Source organism: Tenacibaculum sp. 190524A02b, assembly GCF_964036645.1.
Taxonomy (GTDB): Bacteria; Bacteroidota; Bacteroidia; order Flavobacteriales; family Flavobacteriaceae; genus Polaribacter; species Polaribacter vairaonense.
The window spans coordinates 2,417,186-2,435,450 of sequence record NZ_OZ038525.1 but is presented as its reverse complement, the minus strand read 5'-3'; the positions used below and the strand labels follow the sequence as shown (position 1 = coordinate 2,435,450).

Sequence of the window (18,265 nt, the reverse complement as noted above, 5' to 3'; positions counted from 1 at the left end):
AAATGGGACAAAAAACAAATCCAATAGGAAATCGTTTAGGAATCATCAGAGGATGGGAATCTAACTGGTATGGTGGAAATGACTACGGAGATAAGATTGCTGAAGACGATAAGATAAGAAAGTATTTATATGCTAGATTATCTAAAGCAAGTGTTTCTCGTGTAATTATCGAGCGTACTTTAAAACTTGTAACCGTTACTATCACTACAGCACGTCCAGGTATCATTATTGGTAAAGGAGGTCAAGAGGTAGACAAGTTAAAAGAAGAGCTTAAAAAAATTACAGGTAAAGAAGTTCAAATTAATATTTTCGAAATTAAGCGTCCTGAATTAGATGCTAAATTAGTAGCTGCAAGTATTGCACGTCAAATCGAAAACAGAATTTCTTACAAGCGTGCTACTAAAATGGCTATTGCTGCTGCAATGAGAATGAATGCTGAAGGAATTAAGGTGCAATTATCTGGACGTTTAAACGGAGCAGAGATGGCGCGTTCTGAGCATTATAAAGAAGGTAGAATTCCTCTATCTACTTTTAGAGCAGACATCGATTATGCACTTGTTGAATCACATACTACATACGGTAGAATCGGTGTTAAAGTATGGATTATGAAAGGTGAGGTTTATGGTAAGCGTGAACTATCTCCATTAGTAGGATTATCTAAGCAAAAAGGTAATTCAAATAATAAAGGAGGAGGAAAACGTCAACCTCGCAGAAGAAAATAATTTTTAAAAGAAATTAGACATGTTACAGCCAAAAAGAGTAAAATTCCGTAGAGTTCAGAAGGGCAAGGGTAATATGAGTGGTAACTCTGGAAGAGGAACTCAGCTTTCAAACGGAATGTTTGGAATCAAATCTTTAGACCAGAACTTACTAACATCTCGCCAAATTGAAGCAGCTCGTATTGCGGCAACTCGTTATATGAAAAGAGAGGGGCAACTTTGGATTAAAATTTTCCCAGACAAGCCAATTACTAAAAAGCCTTTAGAGGTACGTATGGGTAAAGGTAAAGGAGCACCAGATCATTTCGTAGCAGTAGTAAAACCAGGTAGAATTTTGTTTGAAGTTGGTGGAGTGCCAATGGAAGTAGCAAAAGAAGCCTTACGTTTAGCAGCTCAAAAACTTCCAGTAAAAACGAAGTTTATAATAGCTAGAGATTTTGATTATAACGCTTAATTCTAATTAGATATGAAACAATCAGAAATTAAAGAATTATCAACAGCTGACTTACAGGAAAAGCTAGGGGCGTTGAAGAAAAATTATACGGATCTTAAGATGGCTCACGCCATAACTCCTTTGGAAAACCCATTAGAGTTACGTAGCTTAAGAAGAACTGTAGCTAGATTAGCTACAGAATTAACCAAAAGAGAATTACAATAATTCTAGTCAGTTTTAAAGATGGAAAAAAGAAATCTTAGAAAAGAGAGAATAGGTGTTGTATCTAGTAACAAGATGGAGAAATCTATTGTTGTTAGCGAGGTAAAGAAAGTAAAGCACCCAATGTACGGAAAATTCGTTGTAAAAACGAAAAAGTACGTTGCACATGACGAGAATAACGACTGCAACGAAGGCGATACTGTTAGAATAATGGAAACACGTCCATTAAGTAAGTCAAAGCGTTGGAGATTAGTAGAAATCCTAGAAAGAGCTAAATAATATGTTACAAACAGAATCAAGATTAAAAGTAGCAGACAACACTGGAGCTAAAGAGGTTTTAGTGATTAGAGTTTTAGGAGGAACAAAAAAGCGTTACGCTAGCGTTGGAGATAAAATCGTAGTAACGGTTAAGTCTGCAACTCCAAACGGAACTGTAAAGAAAGGTCAAGTATCTCGTGCAGTTGTTGTTCGTACTAAGAAAGAAGTTAGACGTAAAGACGGTTCATATATCAGATTTGATGACAATGCTTGTGTATTATTAAATCCATCAGAAGAGATGAGAGGTACACGTGTATTTGGTCCTGTGGCTCGTGAATTACGTGAGAAACAATTTATGAAAATAGTATCATTAGCACCTGAGGTGTTATAAAATCAGGTTTTAAAATGAAGAAATTTAAAATTAAATCGGGAGATACTGTTAAAGTAATAGCAGGAGATCACAAAGGATCTGAGGGTAAAGTTTTAAAAATCCTTAAAGATAAAGATAGAGTTCTAGTTGAAGGTGTTAATAAGGTAAAGAAACATACTAAGCCTTCAGCAACTAATCCACAAGGTGGAATCGTAGAGAAAGAGGCTCCATTACACATATCAAACGTAGCTTTAGTAGAAAATGGTGAAGCAGTAAGAGTTGGTTATAAAGTAGAAGGAGATAAGAAAGTTAGATTTTCAAAAAAATCAGATAAAGCAATATAACCATGAGTTACGTACCAAGATTAAAAGAAGAGTACAAGAGCAGAGTAATTAAAGCTCTTACTGAAGAATTCGGTTATGCAAACGTAATGCAAGTGCCTAAATTACAAAAAATAGTTGTAAGTAAAGGTGTAGGTGCTGCTATTGCTGATAAGAAGTTAATTGAATACGCTGTTGATGAGTTAACAACTATTACTGGTCAAAAAGCAATATCAACAATATCTAAAAAAGACGTTGCAAACTTCAAATTACGTAAAGGAATGCCAATTGGTGCTAAAGTTACGTTAAGAGGTGATAAGATGTATGAATTTTTAGATAGATTGATTACAGCTTCATTGCCACGTGTAAGAGATTTTAACGGAATTAAAGCGAATGGTTTTGATGGTAGAGGTAACTACAATTTAGGTATTACTGAACAAATCATCTACCCAGAAATTAATATTGACCAAGTGAAGAAAATTAGTGGTATGGATATTACTTTTGTAACATCTGCGAACACTGATAAAGAAGCTAAGTCATTATTAGGAGAATTAGGTTTACCATTTAAAAAGAATTAATAAGATGGCTAAAGAATCAATGAAAGCGCGTGAGCGCAAAAGAGCTAAAATGGTGGCGAAGTATGCAGAAAAGAGAAAAGCTTTAAAAGAAGCTGGAGACTATGAAGCATTACAAAAGTTACCTAAGAATGCTTCTCCAATCAGAATGCATAACCGTTGTAAATTAACAGGACGTCCTAAAGGATATATGCGTCAGTTTGGTATTTCACGTGTTACATTCCGTGAAATGGCTAACCAAGGATTAATCCCTGGTGTTAAGAAAGCAAGCTGGTAGTCAAATATTCCAGAATATAAAAAGTCCATACTTTTAAAAGTGTGGACTTTTTTATTGTTAAAAAATAAAATAAAGACTCACAAATTTTCTATAATAGCACATTTTTTAGAACTGATAATTTATGAATATGAAAAGGTATTTAAACAGTGAGTATCCATTTTACTACAAGCCTAAAATAGCATTTTTAATAGGGGGAATAATTCTCTTATTATCGACTTTGTTTAGTGTTTTATTTGAGCCGTTTGAAGTTAATTTTAAGGAGTTAAAGTTTAGTTATTTTACCATTTCTTTTATACACGCTTTATTGTCTTTCGTAATATTTATAACTGCAGCATTTATTTTAAATAGTTTTAGAAAAGAAAATCAGGTGTGGAAAGTAAAAAATGAATTTATTTTCCTCATAATGGTGTTAATTATAATAGGTGTATTTCAGTTTTTAATTAGGGATTTTATTTATGCCAAAAATGATAATTGGTCTTTTAGGTATTTATATGAAGAAATTAGAAATACTGTATTAGTAGGTAGCTTATTAATTTTTGTTATAACATCAATAAATATCCAAAGATTAATCAACTTTTATGAAAGTAGAGGTAAAAGAATAAAAACTATATCAGGAAGAAATAATGTTGATAAATATAGTTCTAGAATACATATAAAGACACAAGTTAAGTCCGATGATTTTAGTTTAGATATAAAGAACTTCATATTTGCTAAGTCAGATAAAAACTACATTGAATTTTATTTTAAAGATGAAACAATTCTTTTAAAAAGAATAACTATTAAAAGCTTAGAAAATCAATTAAGAGATTATAATTTTATTATTAAAACGCATAGGTCTTATTTAATAAACCTTAAATATATAACTACGATAAAAGGAAATGCGCAAGGTTATAAATTAATTGTAGAAAATTCCGATGTTATAGTACCTGTATCAAGAACAATGATTGAAAATTTTGAGAATAGATTGAGAGGTTTGTCATAATGTTTGTTATTGATAACATATTGAATGTCATTTGTCACAAATAGCTCTAAATCTTATTATAAGATAATCCAAGTTTTAGTTTTGTTGAAAATTTTAAATAGGAATTTAATAATGAAAACAAGACGTTACGATTTAGATTGGTTAAGGGTTATATCAGTTTTAGCTGTTTTTTTACATCATGTATTTATGCCATTTAATGGAGATGATTTTCATATAATGAATGATGAACATAGTAAACTGTTAGATGATATTATGGTGTATTTTGAACAGTTTAGATTACCAATATTATTTTTAATTTCTGGAGTTGGGACAGTTTTTGCTTTTTCTAAAAGAAGTTGGAAAAGTTTTATAAAAGAAAGGTGCAAAAGACTTTTAATCCCTCTTGTTTTTGGAGTAATCTTTATAGTGCCTTTTCAAGTTTATTATGAGAATATAGAGGACTTTCAATCATTCATTGAGTCTTATCCTTATCTAGTTTCTAAGTTAAAAGTAAACCATTTATGGTTTATAGAAAATTTGTTTTACACTTCTTTAACTTTTATACCATTCATACTTTTTCTTAGATCTTCTAAAAGTAAAGTCGTAAAAAAATATATAGAAAGATTTTCAAAACAAACAGGAGTTATATCTTGGTGTATTGTATTGGTTCTTATTCGAGTTATTAGTAAGGACTACTTTCCTAGCAATTCAAAAAGTTTTTTAAACCTTTCATCTACATTGTATTATAGTTTCTTTTTTACAGGAGGCATTATTATAGCAACAAACAATGTTTTATGGAAGTTGATAAAGATTAATAGAAAACGAAATTTGATGATAACATTATTTTTTAGTCTATTATTTTATTTTTATTACCTAATACCAGAAGAAAATATTGAACCATATTTAAACTTAAAAAATAGATGGCGACTATGGTATCTAGTTTGTGCATTGGTTAGTTGGTCAGTTATCACTACTGTTTTGGGGTATGCTCAACAATATTTAAATAAACCTAGTTATGTATTAGGAAAACTAAATGAAAGTGCATATCCATTTTATATACTACATCAAACAGTAATAATTGCTATAGGATACTATGTAATACAAATTAATTCAAGCATCTTTATAAAAGTAAATTTACTACTATTTAGTTCATTATTGGTTATCTTTTTAATTTATTATTTTATTATTTCTCGCTTGAACTTTTTTAGGTTTTTATTTGGAATGAGAACTAAGAGCTTCTAAATTAATGATATAATATAGTAGTTTATAGATGTTCATTTAAGTACACTAAAAAGTATGAAATGGTAAAACATTATAAGAGTTAAAAAAGACAATAAATTAAGACTCAAAATGATAATTACTAAAAACATTTGATTTTCGAAAAGTTTATGTATATTTGCACTCTGTTTTTTATAGGCTATTTTATATCTAAATTAAGAAATCAAGGCAGGAATTATGTTTTTGCTCTTGGTTTTTGGAGTATAATAGAACCGCAAAAAGCAAAAAGTGAATATTAACTGGTTTCAGGTTTAGTAATTATAATATAATTAATACTGAATTACTAAAAACCAAAACCGCAAATTAATTAATTATGTACACAGATCCAATCGCGGATTTTCTAACTCGAGTGAGAAATGCTATCGGTGCAGGTCACAGAGTAGTGGAAGTTCCAGCTTCAAAGCTGAAGAAGGAGATGACTAAAATTTTGTTCGATCAAGGGTACATTTTAAGTTATCAATTTAATGATGATTCTGTACAAGGAAGTATCAAGATAGCTTTAAAGTACGATAGAGAGACGAGAGAGTCAGTTATCAGAAAAATTCAAAGAGTTTCAACTCCAGGTTTACGTAAGTATGTGGGAGCTAAAGAAATGCCAAGAGTATTAAACGGTCTTGGAATTGCTATTGTTTCTACATCAAAAGGTGTGATGACTAACAAGAAAGCACGTCAAGAAAACGTAGGAGGCGAAGTATTATGTTACGTTTATTAAAAACAGTTTGTAGAAATGAGTAGAATAGGAAAAAATCCAATCGCATTGCCACAAGGTGTTGAAGTAAAAGTAAACGATAACGTGGTTACAGTTAAAGGAAAGTTAGGAGAGTTAACTCAAAAGTTAACTTCTGGAATTTCTTTGAAAATTGAGGATGGTACTTTAACATTAGAAAGACCATCAGATAGTAAAGAACACAGAGCTGCACATGGTTTATACCGTGCTTTAATCAATAATATGGTTGAAGGAGTAAGTAAAGGTTATACTAAAGAACTAGAATTAGTAGGTGTAGGTTATAGAGCATCTAACCAAGGTCAAAAATTAGATTTAGCTTTAGGTTTTTCTCATAACATTGTTTTAAATTTAGCTCCGGAAGTTAAGGTTGAGACTATATCTGAAAAAGGTAAAAATCCAATCGTTAAATTAACTTCACATGACAAGCAATTAGTTGGTCAAGTAGCAGCGAAGATTCGTTCATTCCGTAAGCCAGAGCCTTATAAAGGAAAAGGAATCAAGTTTGTAGGAGAAGTATTAAGAAGAAAAGCAGGTAAATCTGCATAATAGATAAGAAAATATTATTATGGCATTATCAAAGCTTGAAAGAAGACAACGTATTAAGTATAGAATTAGAAAGATTGTTACAGGAACATCTGAAAAACCTAGATTATCAGTTTTTAGAAGTAACAAAGAAATCTATGCTCAAATTATAGATGATGTTGCTGGAGTAACACTTGCATCAGCTTCATCAAGAGATAAAAATATTACATCTGGTTCTAAAGCAGAAGCTGCTACGGCTGTAGGAAAGGCTATCGCAGAAAAAGCTTCTAAGGCTGGCGTAGAAACTGTTGCTTTTGATCGTAATGGATATTTATATCACGGTAGAGTAAAAGTATTGGCAGATGCTGCAAGAGAAGCTGGTTTAAAATTTTAAGAAATTATATTATGTTAGGATATAAAAACGTAGAAAGAGTAAAACCAAGCGGATTAGAGCTTGTAGATAAATTAGTAGGAGTTCAACGTGTTACTAAAGTAACAAAAGGAGGTAGAGCATTTGGTTTCTCTGCAATTGTTGTTGTTGGTGATGGTAACGGTGTTGTTGGACACGGTTTAGGAAAATCTAAGGATGTTTCTTCTGCAATAGCAAAAGCAGTGGAAGATGCTAAGAAAAACTTAGTTCGTATTCCTATATTAGACGGAACATTACCTCATGAGCAAAAAGGTAAGTTTGGTGGTGCAAAAGTATTCATCAAACCAGCATCTCATGGTACAGGAGTTATAGCAGGTGGTGCAGTTCGTTCTGTATTAGAATCTGTAGGTATAAAAGACGTATTATCAAAGTCTCAAGGATCATCAAACCCTCACAATGTTGTAAAAGCTACTTTTGACGCTTTATTACAATTACGTAGTGCTGAAACAATAGCTAAGCAAAGAGGTATTTCTTTAGAGAAAGTATTTAACGGATAAATTTTAAGACGATGAGTAAAATTAGAGTTACACAAGTAAAAAGCCAAATAGGTCGACTTAAAAATCAAAAATTGACGTTAGAGGCTTTAGGATTACGTAAAGTGAATCAAACTGTAGAGCATAACGCTACTCCTGCAGTTTTAGGAATGGTTAATAAAGTTCAACACTTAGTTTCTGTAGAAGAAATTAAATAAGAAGATATATAAAATGAGTTTACATAACTTAAAACCAGCAGCAGGATCTACAAAAAGCGGTAAAAGAGTCGCTCGTGGAGAAGGTTCTGGTCATGGAGGTACCTCTACAAGAGGACACAAAGGAGCTAAATCTCGTTCAGGATATTCTCGTAAAATTGGTTTTGAAGGTGGACAAATGCCTCTTCAAAGACGTGTGCCTAAATTTGGTTTCACAAATATCAATAGAAAAGAATATGTTGGTGTAAATTTAGATAAATTACAAAGTTTAGTAGATAATGGTAGAATTACTGATACTGTGAATTTAGATGTATTAGTTGAAAACCGTTTAGCTCGTAAAAACGATTTAGTGAAAATATTAGGTCGTGGTGAGTTAAAAGCTAAATTAAATATTACTGTACATAAATTTACTGCTACAGCAAAAGCTGCTATTGAAGCTGCTGGAGGCGAGGCGGTAACCTTATAAGAAAACTGTAAATGATGAATTTTATAAATACTTTAAGAGACATTTTCAAAATTGAAGAGTTAAAAGAAAAAATACTTTTAACTATTGGTTTAATTGCTGTGTATCGTTTTATGGCAGCTGTTCCCTTACCAGGAATAGATCCTACACAATTAGCGGCATTAAAAGATCAAGCAGGAGGTGGTCTTTTAGGTTTATTAAACGCATTTACAGGAGGTGCATTTGCTAGAGCGTCAGTAATGGCACTTGGTATTATGCCTTACATTTCAGCATCTATTGTAGTTCAATTAATGGGAATAGCAGTTCCTTACTTACAAAAACTTCAAAAAGATGGTGAAAGTGGAAGAAAAAAGATTACACAAATTACAAGATGGTTAACCATCTTAATAACTTTAGTTCAAGGACCAACATATATCACAGCAATTAAAACTCAGTTCGGGTTACCTGATTCTGCGTTTTTAGTACCTGGTTTAACGTTTTGGGTATCATCAATGATATTATTAACAGCAGGAACAATTTTTGCTATGTGGTTAGGTGAAAGAATTACCGATAAAGGAGTTGGTAATGGAATTTCATTATTAATTACTGTTGGTATTATCGCAAACTTTCCAGTAGCATTTTTACAAGAAGTAGTTTCTAAAACTGAAAATGCTGGAGGTGGTGGAATCATGATGATTTTAATAGAATTAATAGTTTGGTTTGTAGTAATTTTATTAACAGTATTATTAGTTACAGCTGTTCGAAAAGTGGCCGTACAGTATGCAAGACGTACTGCAGTTACTAACATTAAAGATGTTGATGGAGCTAGACAGTATATCCCGCTTAAATTAAATGCAGCAGGAGTTATGCCTATTATATTTGCACAAGCAATTATGTTTTTACCAGTGGCATTAGGTCAAAAGTTTCCAGCTTTAAACAGTTTAGCTGATAATTTCGGTTTATGGTACAATGTTATATTTGCTATCTTAATTATTGTCTTCAGTTACTTTTATACGGCAATTACTATTCCTACAAATAAAATGGCAGAAGATTTAAAGAGAAGTAATGGTTTTGTTCCAGGTTATAAACCAGGTGAAGAAACTGCTGATTACTTAGATTCTGTGTTATCAAGAATAACTTTTCCAGGATCTTTATTCTTAGCAGCTTTATCGGTTTTACCAGCAATCATTGTGAAATTTGGAGTTACTCAAAATTGGGCAATGTTTTACGGAGGAACATCTTTAATCATTATGGTAGGAGTTGCAATTGATACAATTCAACAGATAAACTCATACTTATTAAATAGCCGTTATGACGGTTTAATGAAAACAGGTAATAGTAATAGAAAATCATTAAAGTAATATGGCTAAGCAACCAGCAATTCAACAAGATGGAACAATAACAGAAGCATTATCAAATGCAATGTTTCGTGTAGAGTTAGAAAATGGGCATATTGTTACGGCTCACATTTCAGGGAAAATGCGTATGCACTATATAAAATTATTACCTGGTGATAAGGTAAAGCTTGAAATGAGTCCTTATGATTTATCGAAGGCAAGAATTACTTACAGATATTAAAAAACAAAACTGATGAAAGTAAGAGCATCATTAAAGAAAAGAAGTGCCGACTGCAAAATTGTACGCAGAAAGGGCAGATTATATGTAATAAATAAAAAGAATCCTAGATTTAAACAAAGACAAGGGTAGTTATGGCTAGAATCGCAGGTATTGATATTCCAAAGAATAAAAGAGGAGTTATTGCTTTAACTTACATCTTTGGTATAGGAAGAAGCAGAGCTAAAGAAATCTTAGCAGAAGCAAAAATAGATGAGAGTATCAAAGTTCAAGATTGGACTGATGATCAAATTGCAGCAATTCGTGAGCAAGTTGGAACTTACACAATAGAGGGTGAGTTACGTTCTGAAGTTCAATTAAACATTAAGCGTTTAATGGACATCGGATGTCAAAGAGGTATTCGTCACAGACTTGGATTACCATTAAGAGGTCAAAGAACTAAGAATAACTCTCGTACAAGAAAAGGTAAGAGAAAAACTGTAGCTAACAAGAAAAAATAATCGTTAGATTATTTTTACTAATAGTAAAGAATCATGGCAAAGTCTAAAGTAACAAAGAAACGTAAAGTTGTAATTGAGTCAGTAGGTGAAGCACACGTTACTGCATCATTCAACAATATAATTATATCTTTAACAAACAAAAAAGGAGATGTTATCTCTTGGTCTTCAGCTGGTAAAATGGGCTTTAGAGGATCTAAGAAAAATACTCCTTATGCAGCTCAGTTAGCAGCAGAAGATTGTGCTTCTGTAGCAAAAGAAGCTGGATTACGTAAAGTTAAAGTATATGTAAAAGGACCAGGTAACGGTAGAGAATCTGCAATAAGATCTATTCATAATTCAGGTATAGAAGTAACAGAAATTATTGATGTTACTCCAATTCCTCATAATGGATGTCGTCCACCTAAAAGAAGAAGAGTATAAGCTGAACTAGTTTCAGTTTATACTTTTGTTTATCTATTATATAGGTAAACTTTAAAGTATAAATTTTAACCTAAGTAGGAAATAAGATTATCGAAGGAGTAAGCCTTAATTCATAATCCCTACTCAATTAATTAGAAATGGCAAGATATACAGGACCAAAAACTAAGATTGCTCGTAAGTTTGGTGAAGCAATCTTCGGAGATGATAAAAACTTCGAAAAAAGAAATTACCCTCCAGGACAACATGGAGTAGGTAAAAGAAGAGGAAAAAAATCTGAATATGCAATCCAGTTAATGGAAAAGCAAAAAGCTAAGTATACTTATGGTATTCTTGAGCGTCAATTCAGTAACTTATTTAAAAAGGCATCATCTTCTAAGGGAATTACTGGTGAGGTTTTATTACAATTATGTGAGTCTCGTTTAGATAATGTAGTTTACCGTTTAGGTGTTGCTAACTCTAGAAGAGCTGCGCGTCAATTAGTTTCTCACCGTCACATTACTGTTAATGGTGATATCGTTAATATCCCATCATACAGATTAAGAGCTGGAGATGTGGTTGCTGTAAGAGAAAAATCTAAATCTTTAGAAGCAATTGAAAATGCTTTAGCAGCTAATAGTAATGTATATGAGTGGTTAAGCTGGAATGCTGATCAAAAAGCTGGAACATTTGTAAAAGTACCAGAAAGATTACAAATACCAGAAAACATCAAAGAACAGTTAATCGTAGAATTATATTCTAAGTAATAAATTAACAACATATTGGTATGCAGCCAAAGGGTTTATTCGTATTTCTTCAAACCTATAGACCGCGCAACTGGATAACAATTAAAACGAAGAAAAATATATGGCAATTTTAAATTTTCAAAAACCAGATAAAGTAATAATGGTTGAATCTACTGATTTTACAGGTAGATTTGAGTTCAGACCTTTAGAGCCAGGTTTCGGTTTAACGGTAGGGAATGCTTTAAGAAGAGTATTATTATCTTCTTTAGAAGGTTTTGCAATTACATCATTAAGAGTAGATGGTGTAGATCATGAGTTTTCAACTATTGAAGGTGTTGTTGAAGATGTTACAGAAATCATTTTAAACTTAAAACAAGTTCGTTTTAAAAAGCAGATTGAAGAGTCTGATAGAGAAACAGTTTCTATAGCTGTATCTGGACAAGAGCAATTAACTGCAGGTGATTTACAAAAATTTATTTCAGGGTTTCAGGTTTTAAACCCAGATTTAGTTTTATGTAACATGGATAAGTCAGTTAGCTTCAATGCTGAAATCACAATAGAAAAAGGGAGAGGATTTGTCCCTGCTGAAGAAAATAAAAGAGCCGGAGCTCCATTAGGAACTATTTTTACTGATTCTATTTACACTCCTATTAAGAATGTAAAGTATGCAATAGAAAATTTCCGTGTAGAGCAAAAGACAGATTACGAAAAATTAGTTTTCGATATTGATACTGATGGATCAATAAATCCTAAGGACGCTTTAACAGAAGCTGCTAAAATATTAATTCACCATTTCATGTTATTCTCTGATGAGCGTATTACATTAGAAGCGGATGAGATTGCACAAACTGAAACATATGATGAAGAATCATTACATATGCGTCAGTTATTAAAGACTAAGTTAGTAGATATGGATTTATCTGTACGTGCATTAAACTGTTTAAAAGCAGCCGAAGTTGATACTTTAGGAGATTTAGTATCGTTTAACAAAAGTGATTTAATGAAGTTCAGAAACTTTGGTAAAAAATCATTAACAGAATTAGAAGAGTTAGTGATTAACAAAGGTTTAAATTTCGGAATGGATTTAAGCAAATACAAATTAGATAGAGATTAACCTTTCATATTTTGCTCCTCAATTAATGAGTTGAAGCAAGATGAAAGCTAAACCCAAATGTCATGAGACACGGAAAGAAATTTAATCATTTAGGAAGAAAGACTGCGCATAGAAAAGCAATGTTATCAAACATGGCTTGTTCATTAATTGAACATAAGCGCATTAATACTACAGAAGCTAAAGCTAAAGCTTTACGTAAGTTTGTTGAACCTTTAATTACAAAATCTAAGGATGATACAACTCACAATCGTCGTGTAGTATTCAGTTACTTACGTAACAAATTTGCTGTTACAGAATTATTTAAAGAAATTTCTGTAAAAGTAGGAGATAGACCAGGAGGTTATGTTCGTATAATAAAATTAGGAAATCGTCAAGGAGATAACGCTCCAATGGCTATGGTTGAATTAGTTGATTACAACGAGTTATACAATCCTAAAGGCAACAAAGCTAAGAAAACTACACGCCGTAGTCGTCGTGGAGGTAAGAAAGCGGCTGTTGCTGCTCCAGTTGAAACTCCAACTTCACAAGAAGAAGAATAAAAATGAAAATTTTTATCAATCATATAAAAGGGATGGGCATTTAATGTTTATCCCTTTTTTTATATATTTTTGCAACCGAAATACACAACACACACTAAATGAAATATCAGGCACGTAAAAAAGCATTAGTCTTATTAGCAGATGGAACTGTATTCTATGGTAAATCTATTGGAATAGAAGGTACTTCAACAGGTGAGATTTGTTTTAATACAGGAATGACAGGTTACCAAGAAGTTTTCACTGATCCATCTTATTTTGGACAGTTAATGGTAACAACTAATGCTCATATTGGAAACTATGGGGTTTCTGATGAAGAGGTTGAGTCAGATGGAATTAAAATCTCTGGATTAATATGTAGAAATTTTAGTTTTACACATTCAAGAGCTGGTTCTGATGGTAACCTAAAGGATTGGTTTGTAAAACATAATTTAGTAGCTATTTCTGATGTTGATACTAGAGCATTAGTATCATATATTAGGGATAATGGAGCTATGAATGCAATTATATCCACTGAAGTAGATAAAGTTGATGAATTAAAAAATAAGTTAGCTAATATTCCTAATATGAAAGGACTGGAATTAGCTTCTAAAGTATCAACAAAAGAGCCTTATTTTGTTGGAGATAAAAATGCTCCAATCAAAATTTCTGCATTAGATATTGGGATAAAGAAAAATATTTTGAGAAATTTAGCTAAAAGAGGAGCCTATATAAAGGTGTATCCTTATAATAGTAGTTTCAAAGAAATGAATGATTTCAATCCTGATGGTTACTTTATTTCTAATGGACCTGGTGATCCAGAACCTTTAGTTGATGCTCAAAATACCGCAAAAGAAATTATAGAGAAGAATTTACCATTATTTGGTATATGTTTAGGTCATCAGGTAATTGCATTGGCTAATGGAATTTCGACATATAAAATGCATAATGGACACCGTGGAATAAATCACCCTGTTAAAAACTTAATTACAGGAAAAGGAGAAATAACATCTCAAAATCATGGTTTTGCTATTAATAGAGAAGAAACTGAAGCACATCCAGATATAGAAATAACACATGTACATTTGAATGACAATACTGTAGCAGGTATTCGAATGAAAAATAAAAATGTTTTTTCTGTACAGTATCATCCAGAGGCAAGTCCTGGGCCTAATGATGCGGAATATTTATTCGATCAATTTATAGAAAATATTAGAAAACAGAAATAATAACTAAATTCCCGCTTTGCGGGAATTTATGTTTGATAACGTTTTCGCAAAATCACAATAAAATAAAAGAATAAAAGGGTAGTAATTTGTAAATTGGCTACCATAAAATACTAACAAATAAAACAACTATGAGTATTATAATCAACATTCACGCACGTCAAATTTTTGATTCTAGAGGTAACCCAACTGTAGAGGTAGATGTAACTACAGAGAATGGTTTTGTAGGTAGAGCAGCAGTACCTTCAGGAGCTTCAACAGGTGAGCATGAGGCTGTAGAGTTGCGTGATGGTGGAAATAAGTATATGGGGAAAGGTGTACTAAAAGCAGTTGAAAATGTGAATACACTTATTGCTCAAGAATTATTAGGAGTTTCAGTTTTTGAACAAAATATGATTGATAAAATCATGATTGATTTAGATGGAACACCTAATAAATCAAAGTTAGGAGCTAATGCAATTTTAGGAGTATCATTAGCAGCAGCAAAGGCAGCAGCTAACGAATTAGCTCTACCTTTATATCGTTATGTAGGAGGTGTTTCTGCTAATACTTTACCAGTTCCTATGATGAATATTATTAATGGAGGGTCACACTCAGATGCACCAATTGCATTTCAAGAGTTTATGGTAATGCCAGTAAAGGCAAATAGCTTTACAGAAGCTATGCAAATAGGTTCAGAGATTTTTCATAATCTAAAGAAAGTACTTCATGATAGAAACTTATCTACTGCTGTAGGGGATGAAGGTGGTTTTGCACCAACTTTAGAAGGGACCGAGGATGCTATTGAGACAATTGCTTTAGCTACTAAAAATGCAGGATATAAGTTTGGAGATGAAGTAATGATTGCTTTAGATTGTGCTTCAGCTGAGTTTTATGTTGATGGAAAATATGATTATACAAAGTTTGAAGGTGCTAAAGGTGAGGTTAGAACAAGTAAAGAACAAGCTGATTATTTAGCTGAGCTTTGTGAAAAATATCCAATTATATCTATTGAAGATGGGATGGATGAGAATGACTGGGATGGATGGAAGTATTTAACAGAAAAGGTTGGAGATAAAGTACAGTTAGTAGGTGATGATTTATTTGTAACTAATGTTGAACGTTTATCTAGAGGAATTGAAAATAATACTGCGAATTCAATTTTGATAAAAGTAAATCAAATAGGTACTTTAACAGAAACTATTGCGGCTGTAAATATGGCTCATAATGCAGGTTATACTTCTGTAATGAGTCACCGTTCTGGAGAAACAGAAGACAATACAATTGCAGATTTAGCAGTTGCTTTAAATACAGGGCAAATTAAAACAGGTTCGGCTTCAAGATCGGATCGTATGGCTAAATATAATCAATTATTACGTATTGAAGAAGAACTAGCTGATGTAGCTTTTTATCCAAAAGAAAAAGCTTTTAAAGTTAAGTAAATCAAAAGTATATGTGTAAATAATAAGCCTTGTGATATAAAGTTACAAGGCTTTTATTTTGAAGTATTAATAAATAAATAAAACTTATTTTTTTATATTCAAAATCGATGTATACCAACTTTTAAAATGTTATAAAAAATGGTATCTTCGCAACTAATTTCAATCATAAAAATTTTAAAATAAAAAATGTCAGATATAGCAAAATTACAAATTGGCGAAAACACTTATGAGTTCCCGTTAATTAAAGGGACAGAAAATGAAACTGCAATTGATATTAAAACCCTAAGAGGAGCTAGTGGTGGTATTATAACTGTTGATCCAGGGTATAAGAATACAGGTTCTTGCCAAAGTGCTATTACATTTTTAAATGGAGAGGAAGGAGTATTAAGATATAGAGGATATTCGATTGAAGAATTAGCAGAAAAAGCAGATTTTTTAGAAGTTGCTTATTTATTAATTTTTGGTGAATTACCAAATAAGGAACAACTGGATAAGTTTTACAGAGATATTTTAGATAACGCTATAGTTGACGATGATATTAAAAAGATTTTAGATGCATTTCCAAGAAATGCACACCCAATGGGAGTTTTATCATCTTTAACATCTGCATTGACTGCGTTTAATCCATCTTCTGTAAATGTAGATTCAGAAGAGGATATGTATAATGCCATAGTTAAAATTATGGGTAAATTTCCTGTGTTGGTGGCTTGGACTATGCGTAAAAAGCAAGGGCTACCTTTAAATTACGGATCTAAAAAATTAGGATGTGTTGAGAATGTTATGAAAATGATGTTTGAAAAACCTAATGAAGAATATGAAATCAATCCAATAGTATTAAATGCTTTAGATAAGTTATTAATCTTACATGCTGATCATGAGCAAAACTGTTCTACCTCTACAGTAAGAATTGTAGGGTCTTCTCATGCAGGTTTATTTGCATCTTTATCAGCAGGTATTTCAGCTTTATGGGGACCTTTACATGGTGGTGCTAATCAAGCAGTATTGGAAATGTTAGAAGCAATTAAAGCTGATGGAGGAGACACTAAGAAATACATGGCTAAAGCTAAGGATAAGAATGACCCTTTCCGTTTAATGGGATTCGGACACAGAGTTTATAAAAACTTTGATCCAAGAGCAAGGATCATTAAAAAGGCGGCTGATGAAGTATTAAATGATTTAGGGGTTAAAGATCCAATATTAGATATTGCTAAAGGACTAGAGCAAGAAGCACTTAATGATGAATACTTTGTGAAAAGAAAATTATATCCAAATGTAGATTTTTATTCAGGGATAATATACAGAGCTTTAGGAATTCCTGTTGAAATGTTTACAGTGATGTTTGCTTTAGGTCGTTTACCAGGTTGGATAGCACAGTGGAGAGAAATGAGATTACGTAAGGAACCTATTGGGCGTCCAAGACAAGTATATACTGGAGAAAACTACAGACCTTTTGTAGAGTTAGATAAAAGATAAAAACTAAAAAATGTCATTTAATTTATTAAATGACATTTTTTGTTGTACTTATATTTTTTAATATGAAAGAAATAAAGATTATAAAAAATAGATCAGATATTGGAGCAGGTACTAGAGGTTCTGATATGGGGATAGATGCTATAGAAATAGCAGCAATTAATAAGAAAAGTAGTTATTTCGAAGAGCATGAATTTGAAGATGTAATAACAGAAAACGAGTCTATTTACAATAAAGTAAATAATTCTTTTGCTAAAAGAATTGGTAATGTTTTTAATCAGTGTAAAAGATTATCAAATCATGTGAAAGTTAATTTACAAGAAGGTAAGTTTCCTATTGTTTTATCTGGAGATCACTCTTCTGCTTTGGGAACTATTAGTGGTGTTAAAGCAGCAAATTCAACCAAGAGAGTAGGAGTAATCTGGATAGATGCTCATGGTGACCTGCATTCACCTTATACTTCTCCTTCAGGTAATATTCATGGAATGCCTTTAGCTGCAGTAATAGCTGATGATAACCTAGATTGTCAGATTAACGATGTTGATAGAGAGACGGCAGAGTATTGGGATAGAATGAAAAATATTGGTGTTTTTGGACAAAAAGTTAATCCAGAGGATGTCGTGTTTTTTGGGGTAAGAGATACAGAAGAACCAGAAAACAAACAAATGGAAAAGCATGGTATTAAGAATTACCAAGTAGCAGAAGTTCGTTTTAGAGGTTTAGAAACTTGTATTGATGAAGCTCTTGATAAGCTTAGTGAGTGTGATGTGCTTTATGTTTCTTTTGATGTTGATGCTATGGATTGTGATATGATTTCGTATGGTACAGGTACTCCAGTTCCAAGAGGTTTTGATGACCAAGAAATTAAAGATATGATTAATAGATTACTAAGAAGTAAGAAAGTAGCTTGTGTTGAGTTTGTTGAAGTAAATCCTTTATTAGATTTTAAAGGAAATAAAATGGCTGAAACTGCTTTTGAAATTTTAGAAGATATTACAGAGACAATTAAAGAATTATCATAGTATTATTGTGTTGAAATACAAAAAATCTCGAAGCTAATATAGCCTCGAGATTTTTTCT

Annotated in this window: 28 protein-coding genes; all 28 read left to right on the top strand. The window is 32.0% G+C overall.

Going from position 1 to position 18,265, the window contains the following annotated elements; translation table 11 throughout:
* Positions 1 to 2 precede the first annotated feature (2 nt).
* The 28 genes from rpsC to ABNT65_RS09760 all read left to right on the top strand — a co-directional run bounded on the left by rpsC (position 3) and on the right by ABNT65_RS09760 (position 18,207).
* Positions 3 to 722: a 30S ribosomal protein S3 gene (rpsC, locus tag ABNT65_RS09895; RefSeq protein WP_348704355.1), complete on the top strand. Its 720-nt coding sequence runs from the start codon at positions 3 to 5 to the stop codon at positions 720 to 722.
* A 19-nt stretch (positions 723 to 741) separates the two neighbouring features.
* On the top strand, positions 742 to 1,173 hold the full coding sequence (gene rplP, locus ABNT65_RS09890) for a 50S ribosomal protein L16 (protein WP_075342607.1): 432 nt from the start codon (positions 742 to 744) through the stop codon (positions 1,171 to 1,173).
* A gap of 12 nt (positions 1,174 to 1,185) precedes the next feature.
* Positions 1,186 to 1,377, top strand: coding sequence for a 50S ribosomal protein L29 (gene rpmC / locus ABNT65_RS09885; RefSeq protein WP_348704356.1), 192 nt, complete (start codon positions 1,186 to 1,188; stop codon positions 1,375 to 1,377).
* An 18-nt stretch (positions 1,378 to 1,395) separates the two neighbouring features.
* A complete protein-coding gene (rpsQ, locus tag ABNT65_RS09880; RefSeq protein WP_348704357.1) occupies positions 1,396 to 1,653 on the top strand; it encodes a 30S ribosomal protein S17 in 258 nt (85 codons plus the stop codon).
* A gap of 1 nt (position 1,654) precedes the next feature.
* Positions 1,655 to 2,023 carry a 50S ribosomal protein L14 gene (gene rplN / locus ABNT65_RS09875; protein WP_028890735.1) on the top strand — a complete coding sequence of 123 codons (369 nt, stop codon included), beginning with the start codon at positions 1,655 to 1,657 and terminating at the stop codon, positions 2,021 to 2,023.
* Between the two features lie 14 nt (positions 2,024 to 2,037).
* Positions 2,038 to 2,346 (top strand): 50S ribosomal protein L24, encoded by a 309-nt coding sequence (gene rplX / locus ABNT65_RS09870; protein ID WP_348704358.1) that lies wholly within the window; start codon positions 2,038 to 2,040, stop codon positions 2,344 to 2,346.
* A gap of 2 nt (positions 2,347 to 2,348) precedes the next feature.
* Positions 2,349 to 2,900 carry a 50S ribosomal protein L5 gene (rplE, locus tag ABNT65_RS09865; RefSeq protein WP_348704359.1) on the top strand — a complete coding sequence of 184 codons (552 nt, stop codon included), beginning with the start codon at positions 2,349 to 2,351 and terminating at the stop codon, positions 2,898 to 2,900.
* A 4-nt stretch (positions 2,901 to 2,904) separates the two neighbouring features.
* Positions 2,905 to 3,174, top strand: coding sequence for a 30S ribosomal protein S14 (gene rpsN, locus ABNT65_RS09860; protein WP_028890738.1), 270 nt, complete (start codon positions 2,905 to 2,907; stop codon positions 3,172 to 3,174).
* A gap of 127 nt (positions 3,175 to 3,301) precedes the next feature.
* Positions 3,302 to 4,156 carry a LytTR family DNA-binding domain-containing protein gene (locus ABNT65_RS09855; RefSeq protein WP_348747778.1) on the top strand — a complete coding sequence of 285 codons (855 nt, stop codon included), beginning with the start codon at positions 3,302 to 3,304 and terminating at the stop codon, positions 4,154 to 4,156.
* Between the two features lie 111 nt (positions 4,157 to 4,267).
* A complete protein-coding gene (locus ABNT65_RS09850; RefSeq protein ID WP_348747777.1) occupies positions 4,268 to 5,377 on the top strand; it encodes an acyltransferase in 1,110 nt (369 codons plus the stop codon).
* 349 nt (positions 5,378 to 5,726) lie between these two features.
* Positions 5,727 to 6,125, top strand: a complete 399-nt coding sequence (gene rpsH / locus ABNT65_RS09845) for a 30S ribosomal protein S8 (RefSeq protein ID WP_348704362.1) — start codon at positions 5,727 to 5,729, stop codon at positions 6,123 to 6,125.
* A gap of 15 nt (positions 6,126 to 6,140) precedes the next feature.
* Positions 6,141 to 6,686, top strand: a complete 546-nt coding sequence (gene rplF, locus ABNT65_RS09840) for a 50S ribosomal protein L6 (protein ID WP_348704363.1) — start codon at positions 6,141 to 6,143, stop codon at positions 6,684 to 6,686.
* A gap of 19 nt (positions 6,687 to 6,705) precedes the next feature.
* Positions 6,706 to 7,056: a 50S ribosomal protein L18 gene (gene rplR, locus ABNT65_RS09835; protein WP_348704364.1), complete on the top strand. Its 351-nt coding sequence runs from the start codon at positions 6,706 to 6,708 to the stop codon at positions 7,054 to 7,056.
* An 11-nt stretch (positions 7,057 to 7,067) separates the two neighbouring features.
* Positions 7,068 to 7,589, top strand: a complete 522-nt coding sequence (gene rpsE, locus ABNT65_RS09830) for a 30S ribosomal protein S5 (protein WP_412766857.1) — start codon at positions 7,068 to 7,070, stop codon at positions 7,587 to 7,589.
* Between the two features lie 11 nt (positions 7,590 to 7,600).
* A complete protein-coding gene (gene rpmD, locus ABNT65_RS09825; protein WP_348704365.1) occupies positions 7,601 to 7,783 on the top strand; it encodes a 50S ribosomal protein L30 in 183 nt (60 codons plus the stop codon).
* A gap of 13 nt (positions 7,784 to 7,796) precedes the next feature.
* Positions 7,797 to 8,246 carry a 50S ribosomal protein L15 gene (gene rplO / locus ABNT65_RS09820; protein WP_348747776.1) on the top strand — a complete coding sequence of 150 codons (450 nt, stop codon included), beginning with the start codon at positions 7,797 to 7,799 and terminating at the stop codon, positions 8,244 to 8,246.
* 14 nt (positions 8,247 to 8,260) lie between these two features.
* On the top strand, positions 8,261 to 9,583 hold the full coding sequence (gene secY, locus ABNT65_RS09815) for a preprotein translocase subunit SecY (protein WP_348704956.1): 1,323 nt from the start codon (positions 8,261 to 8,263) through the stop codon (positions 9,581 to 9,583).
* A 1-nt stretch (position 9,584) separates the two neighbouring features.
* Entirely contained in the window at positions 9,585 to 9,800 is a 216-nt protein-coding gene (gene infA / locus ABNT65_RS09810) for a translation initiation factor IF-1 (RefSeq protein ID WP_024740627.1), read from the top strand.
* A 12-nt stretch (positions 9,801 to 9,812) separates the two neighbouring features.
* A complete protein-coding gene (gene ykgO / locus ABNT65_RS09805; protein WP_010181906.1) occupies positions 9,813 to 9,929 on the top strand; it encodes a type B 50S ribosomal protein L36 in 117 nt (38 codons plus the stop codon).
* 2 nt (positions 9,930 to 9,931) lie between these two features.
* Positions 9,932 to 10,297, top strand: a complete 366-nt coding sequence (gene rpsM, locus ABNT65_RS09800; RefSeq protein ID WP_348704367.1) for a 30S ribosomal protein S13 — start codon at positions 9,932 to 9,934, stop codon at positions 10,295 to 10,297.
* A gap of 33 nt (positions 10,298 to 10,330) precedes the next feature.
* Entirely contained in the window at positions 10,331 to 10,717 is a 387-nt protein-coding gene (gene rpsK, locus ABNT65_RS09795) for a 30S ribosomal protein S11 (protein ID WP_348704368.1), read from the top strand.
* Between the two features lie 137 nt (positions 10,718 to 10,854).
* The gene (rpsD, locus tag ABNT65_RS09790) at positions 10,855 to 11,460 is read left to right on the top strand and encodes a 30S ribosomal protein S4 (protein WP_348704369.1); all 606 of its coding nucleotides are present in this window, start codon (positions 10,855 to 10,857) and stop codon (positions 11,458 to 11,460) included.
* 100 nt (positions 11,461 to 11,560) lie between these two features.
* A complete protein-coding gene (locus ABNT65_RS09785) occupies positions 11,561 to 12,553 on the top strand; it encodes a DNA-directed RNA polymerase subunit alpha (protein ID WP_348704370.1) in 993 nt (330 codons plus the stop codon).
* A gap of 62 nt (positions 12,554 to 12,615) precedes the next feature.
* A complete protein-coding gene (gene rplQ / locus ABNT65_RS09780) occupies positions 12,616 to 13,092 on the top strand; it encodes a 50S ribosomal protein L17 (protein ID WP_348704371.1) in 477 nt (158 codons plus the stop codon).
* Positions 13,093 to 13,190: 98 nt separating this feature from the next.
* The gene (gene carA / locus ABNT65_RS09775) at positions 13,191 to 14,297 is read left to right on the top strand and encodes a glutamine-hydrolyzing carbamoyl-phosphate synthase small subunit (RefSeq protein ID WP_348704373.1); all 1,107 of its coding nucleotides are present in this window, start codon (positions 13,191 to 13,193) and stop codon (positions 14,295 to 14,297) included.
* Between the two features lie 128 nt (positions 14,298 to 14,425).
* Positions 14,426 to 15,715, top strand: a complete 1,290-nt coding sequence (eno, locus tag ABNT65_RS09770; protein ID WP_348704374.1) for a phosphopyruvate hydratase — start codon at positions 14,426 to 14,428, stop codon at positions 15,713 to 15,715.
* A 186-nt stretch (positions 15,716 to 15,901) separates the two neighbouring features.
* Positions 15,902 to 17,188, top strand: coding sequence for a citrate synthase (locus ABNT65_RS09765; RefSeq protein WP_348704375.1), 1,287 nt, complete (start codon positions 15,902 to 15,904; stop codon positions 17,186 to 17,188).
* A 62-nt stretch (positions 17,189 to 17,250) separates the two neighbouring features.
* Positions 17,251 to 18,207, top strand: a complete 957-nt coding sequence (locus ABNT65_RS09760; protein ID WP_348704376.1) for an arginase — start codon at positions 17,251 to 17,253, stop codon at positions 18,205 to 18,207.
* Positions 18,208 to 18,265: the final 58 nt, after the last annotated feature.

Bases quoted from the DNA above. Each gene is read 5' to 3' on its own strand.
- rpsC (WP_348704355.1), top strand. From the start codon at position 3: ATGGGACAAAAAACAAATCCAATAGGAAATCGTTTAGGAATCATCAGA.
- rplP (WP_075342607.1), top strand. From the start codon at position 742: ATGTTACAGCCAAAAAGAGTAAAATTCCGTAGAGTTCAGAAGGGCAAG.
- rpmC (WP_348704356.1), top strand. From the start codon at position 1,186: ATGAAACAATCAGAAATTAAAGAATTATCAACAGCTGACTTACAGGAA.
- rpsQ (WP_348704357.1), top strand. From the start codon at position 1,396: ATGGAAAAAAGAAATCTTAGAAAAGAGAGAATAGGTGTTGTATCTAGT.
- rplN (WP_028890735.1), top strand. From the start codon at position 1,655: ATGTTACAAACAGAATCAAGATTAAAAGTAGCAGACAACACTGGAGCT.
- rplX (WP_348704358.1), top strand. From the start codon at position 2,038: ATGAAGAAATTTAAAATTAAATCGGGAGATACTGTTAAAGTAATAGCA.
- rplE (WP_348704359.1), top strand. From the start codon at position 2,349: ATGAGTTACGTACCAAGATTAAAAGAAGAGTACAAGAGCAGAGTAATT.
- rpsN (WP_028890738.1), top strand. From the start codon at position 2,905: ATGGCTAAAGAATCAATGAAAGCGCGTGAGCGCAAAAGAGCTAAAATG.
- ABNT65_RS09855 (WP_348747778.1), top strand. From the start codon at position 3,302: ATGAAAAGGTATTTAAACAGTGAGTATCCATTTTACTACAAGCCTAAA.
- ABNT65_RS09850 (WP_348747777.1), top strand. From the start codon at position 4,268: ATGAAAACAAGACGTTACGATTTAGATTGGTTAAGGGTTATATCAGTT.
- rpsH (WP_348704362.1), top strand. From the start codon at position 5,727: ATGTACACAGATCCAATCGCGGATTTTCTAACTCGAGTGAGAAATGCT.
- rplF (WP_348704363.1), top strand. From the start codon at position 6,141: ATGAGTAGAATAGGAAAAAATCCAATCGCATTGCCACAAGGTGTTGAA.
- rplR (WP_348704364.1), top strand. From the start codon at position 6,706: ATGGCATTATCAAAGCTTGAAAGAAGACAACGTATTAAGTATAGAATT.
- rpsE (WP_412766857.1), top strand. From the start codon at position 7,068: ATGTTAGGATATAAAAACGTAGAAAGAGTAAAACCAAGCGGATTAGAG.
- rpmD (WP_348704365.1), top strand. From the start codon at position 7,601: ATGAGTAAAATTAGAGTTACACAAGTAAAAAGCCAAATAGGTCGACTT.
- rplO (WP_348747776.1), top strand. From the start codon at position 7,797: ATGAGTTTACATAACTTAAAACCAGCAGCAGGATCTACAAAAAGCGGT.
- secY (WP_348704956.1), top strand. From the start codon at position 8,261: ATGAATTTTATAAATACTTTAAGAGACATTTTCAAAATTGAAGAGTTA.
- infA (WP_024740627.1), top strand. From the start codon at position 9,585: ATGGCTAAGCAACCAGCAATTCAACAAGATGGAACAATAACAGAAGCA.
- ykgO (WP_010181906.1), top strand. From the start codon at position 9,813: ATGAAAGTAAGAGCATCATTAAAGAAAAGAAGTGCCGACTGCAAAATT.
- rpsM (WP_348704367.1), top strand. From the start codon at position 9,932: ATGGCTAGAATCGCAGGTATTGATATTCCAAAGAATAAAAGAGGAGTT.
- rpsK (WP_348704368.1), top strand. From the start codon at position 10,331: ATGGCAAAGTCTAAAGTAACAAAGAAACGTAAAGTTGTAATTGAGTCA.
- rpsD (WP_348704369.1), top strand. From the start codon at position 10,855: ATGGCAAGATATACAGGACCAAAAACTAAGATTGCTCGTAAGTTTGGT.
- ABNT65_RS09785 (WP_348704370.1), top strand. From the start codon at position 11,561: ATGGCAATTTTAAATTTTCAAAAACCAGATAAAGTAATAATGGTTGAA.
- rplQ (WP_348704371.1), top strand. From the start codon at position 12,616: ATGAGACACGGAAAGAAATTTAATCATTTAGGAAGAAAGACTGCGCAT.
- carA (WP_348704373.1), top strand. From the start codon at position 13,191: ATGAAATATCAGGCACGTAAAAAAGCATTAGTCTTATTAGCAGATGGA.
- eno (WP_348704374.1), top strand. From the start codon at position 14,426: ATGAGTATTATAATCAACATTCACGCACGTCAAATTTTTGATTCTAGA.
- ABNT65_RS09765 (WP_348704375.1), top strand. From the start codon at position 15,902: ATGTCAGATATAGCAAAATTACAAATTGGCGAAAACACTTATGAGTTC.
- ABNT65_RS09760 (WP_348704376.1), top strand. From the start codon at position 17,251: ATGAAAGAAATAAAGATTATAAAAAATAGATCAGATATTGGAGCAGGT.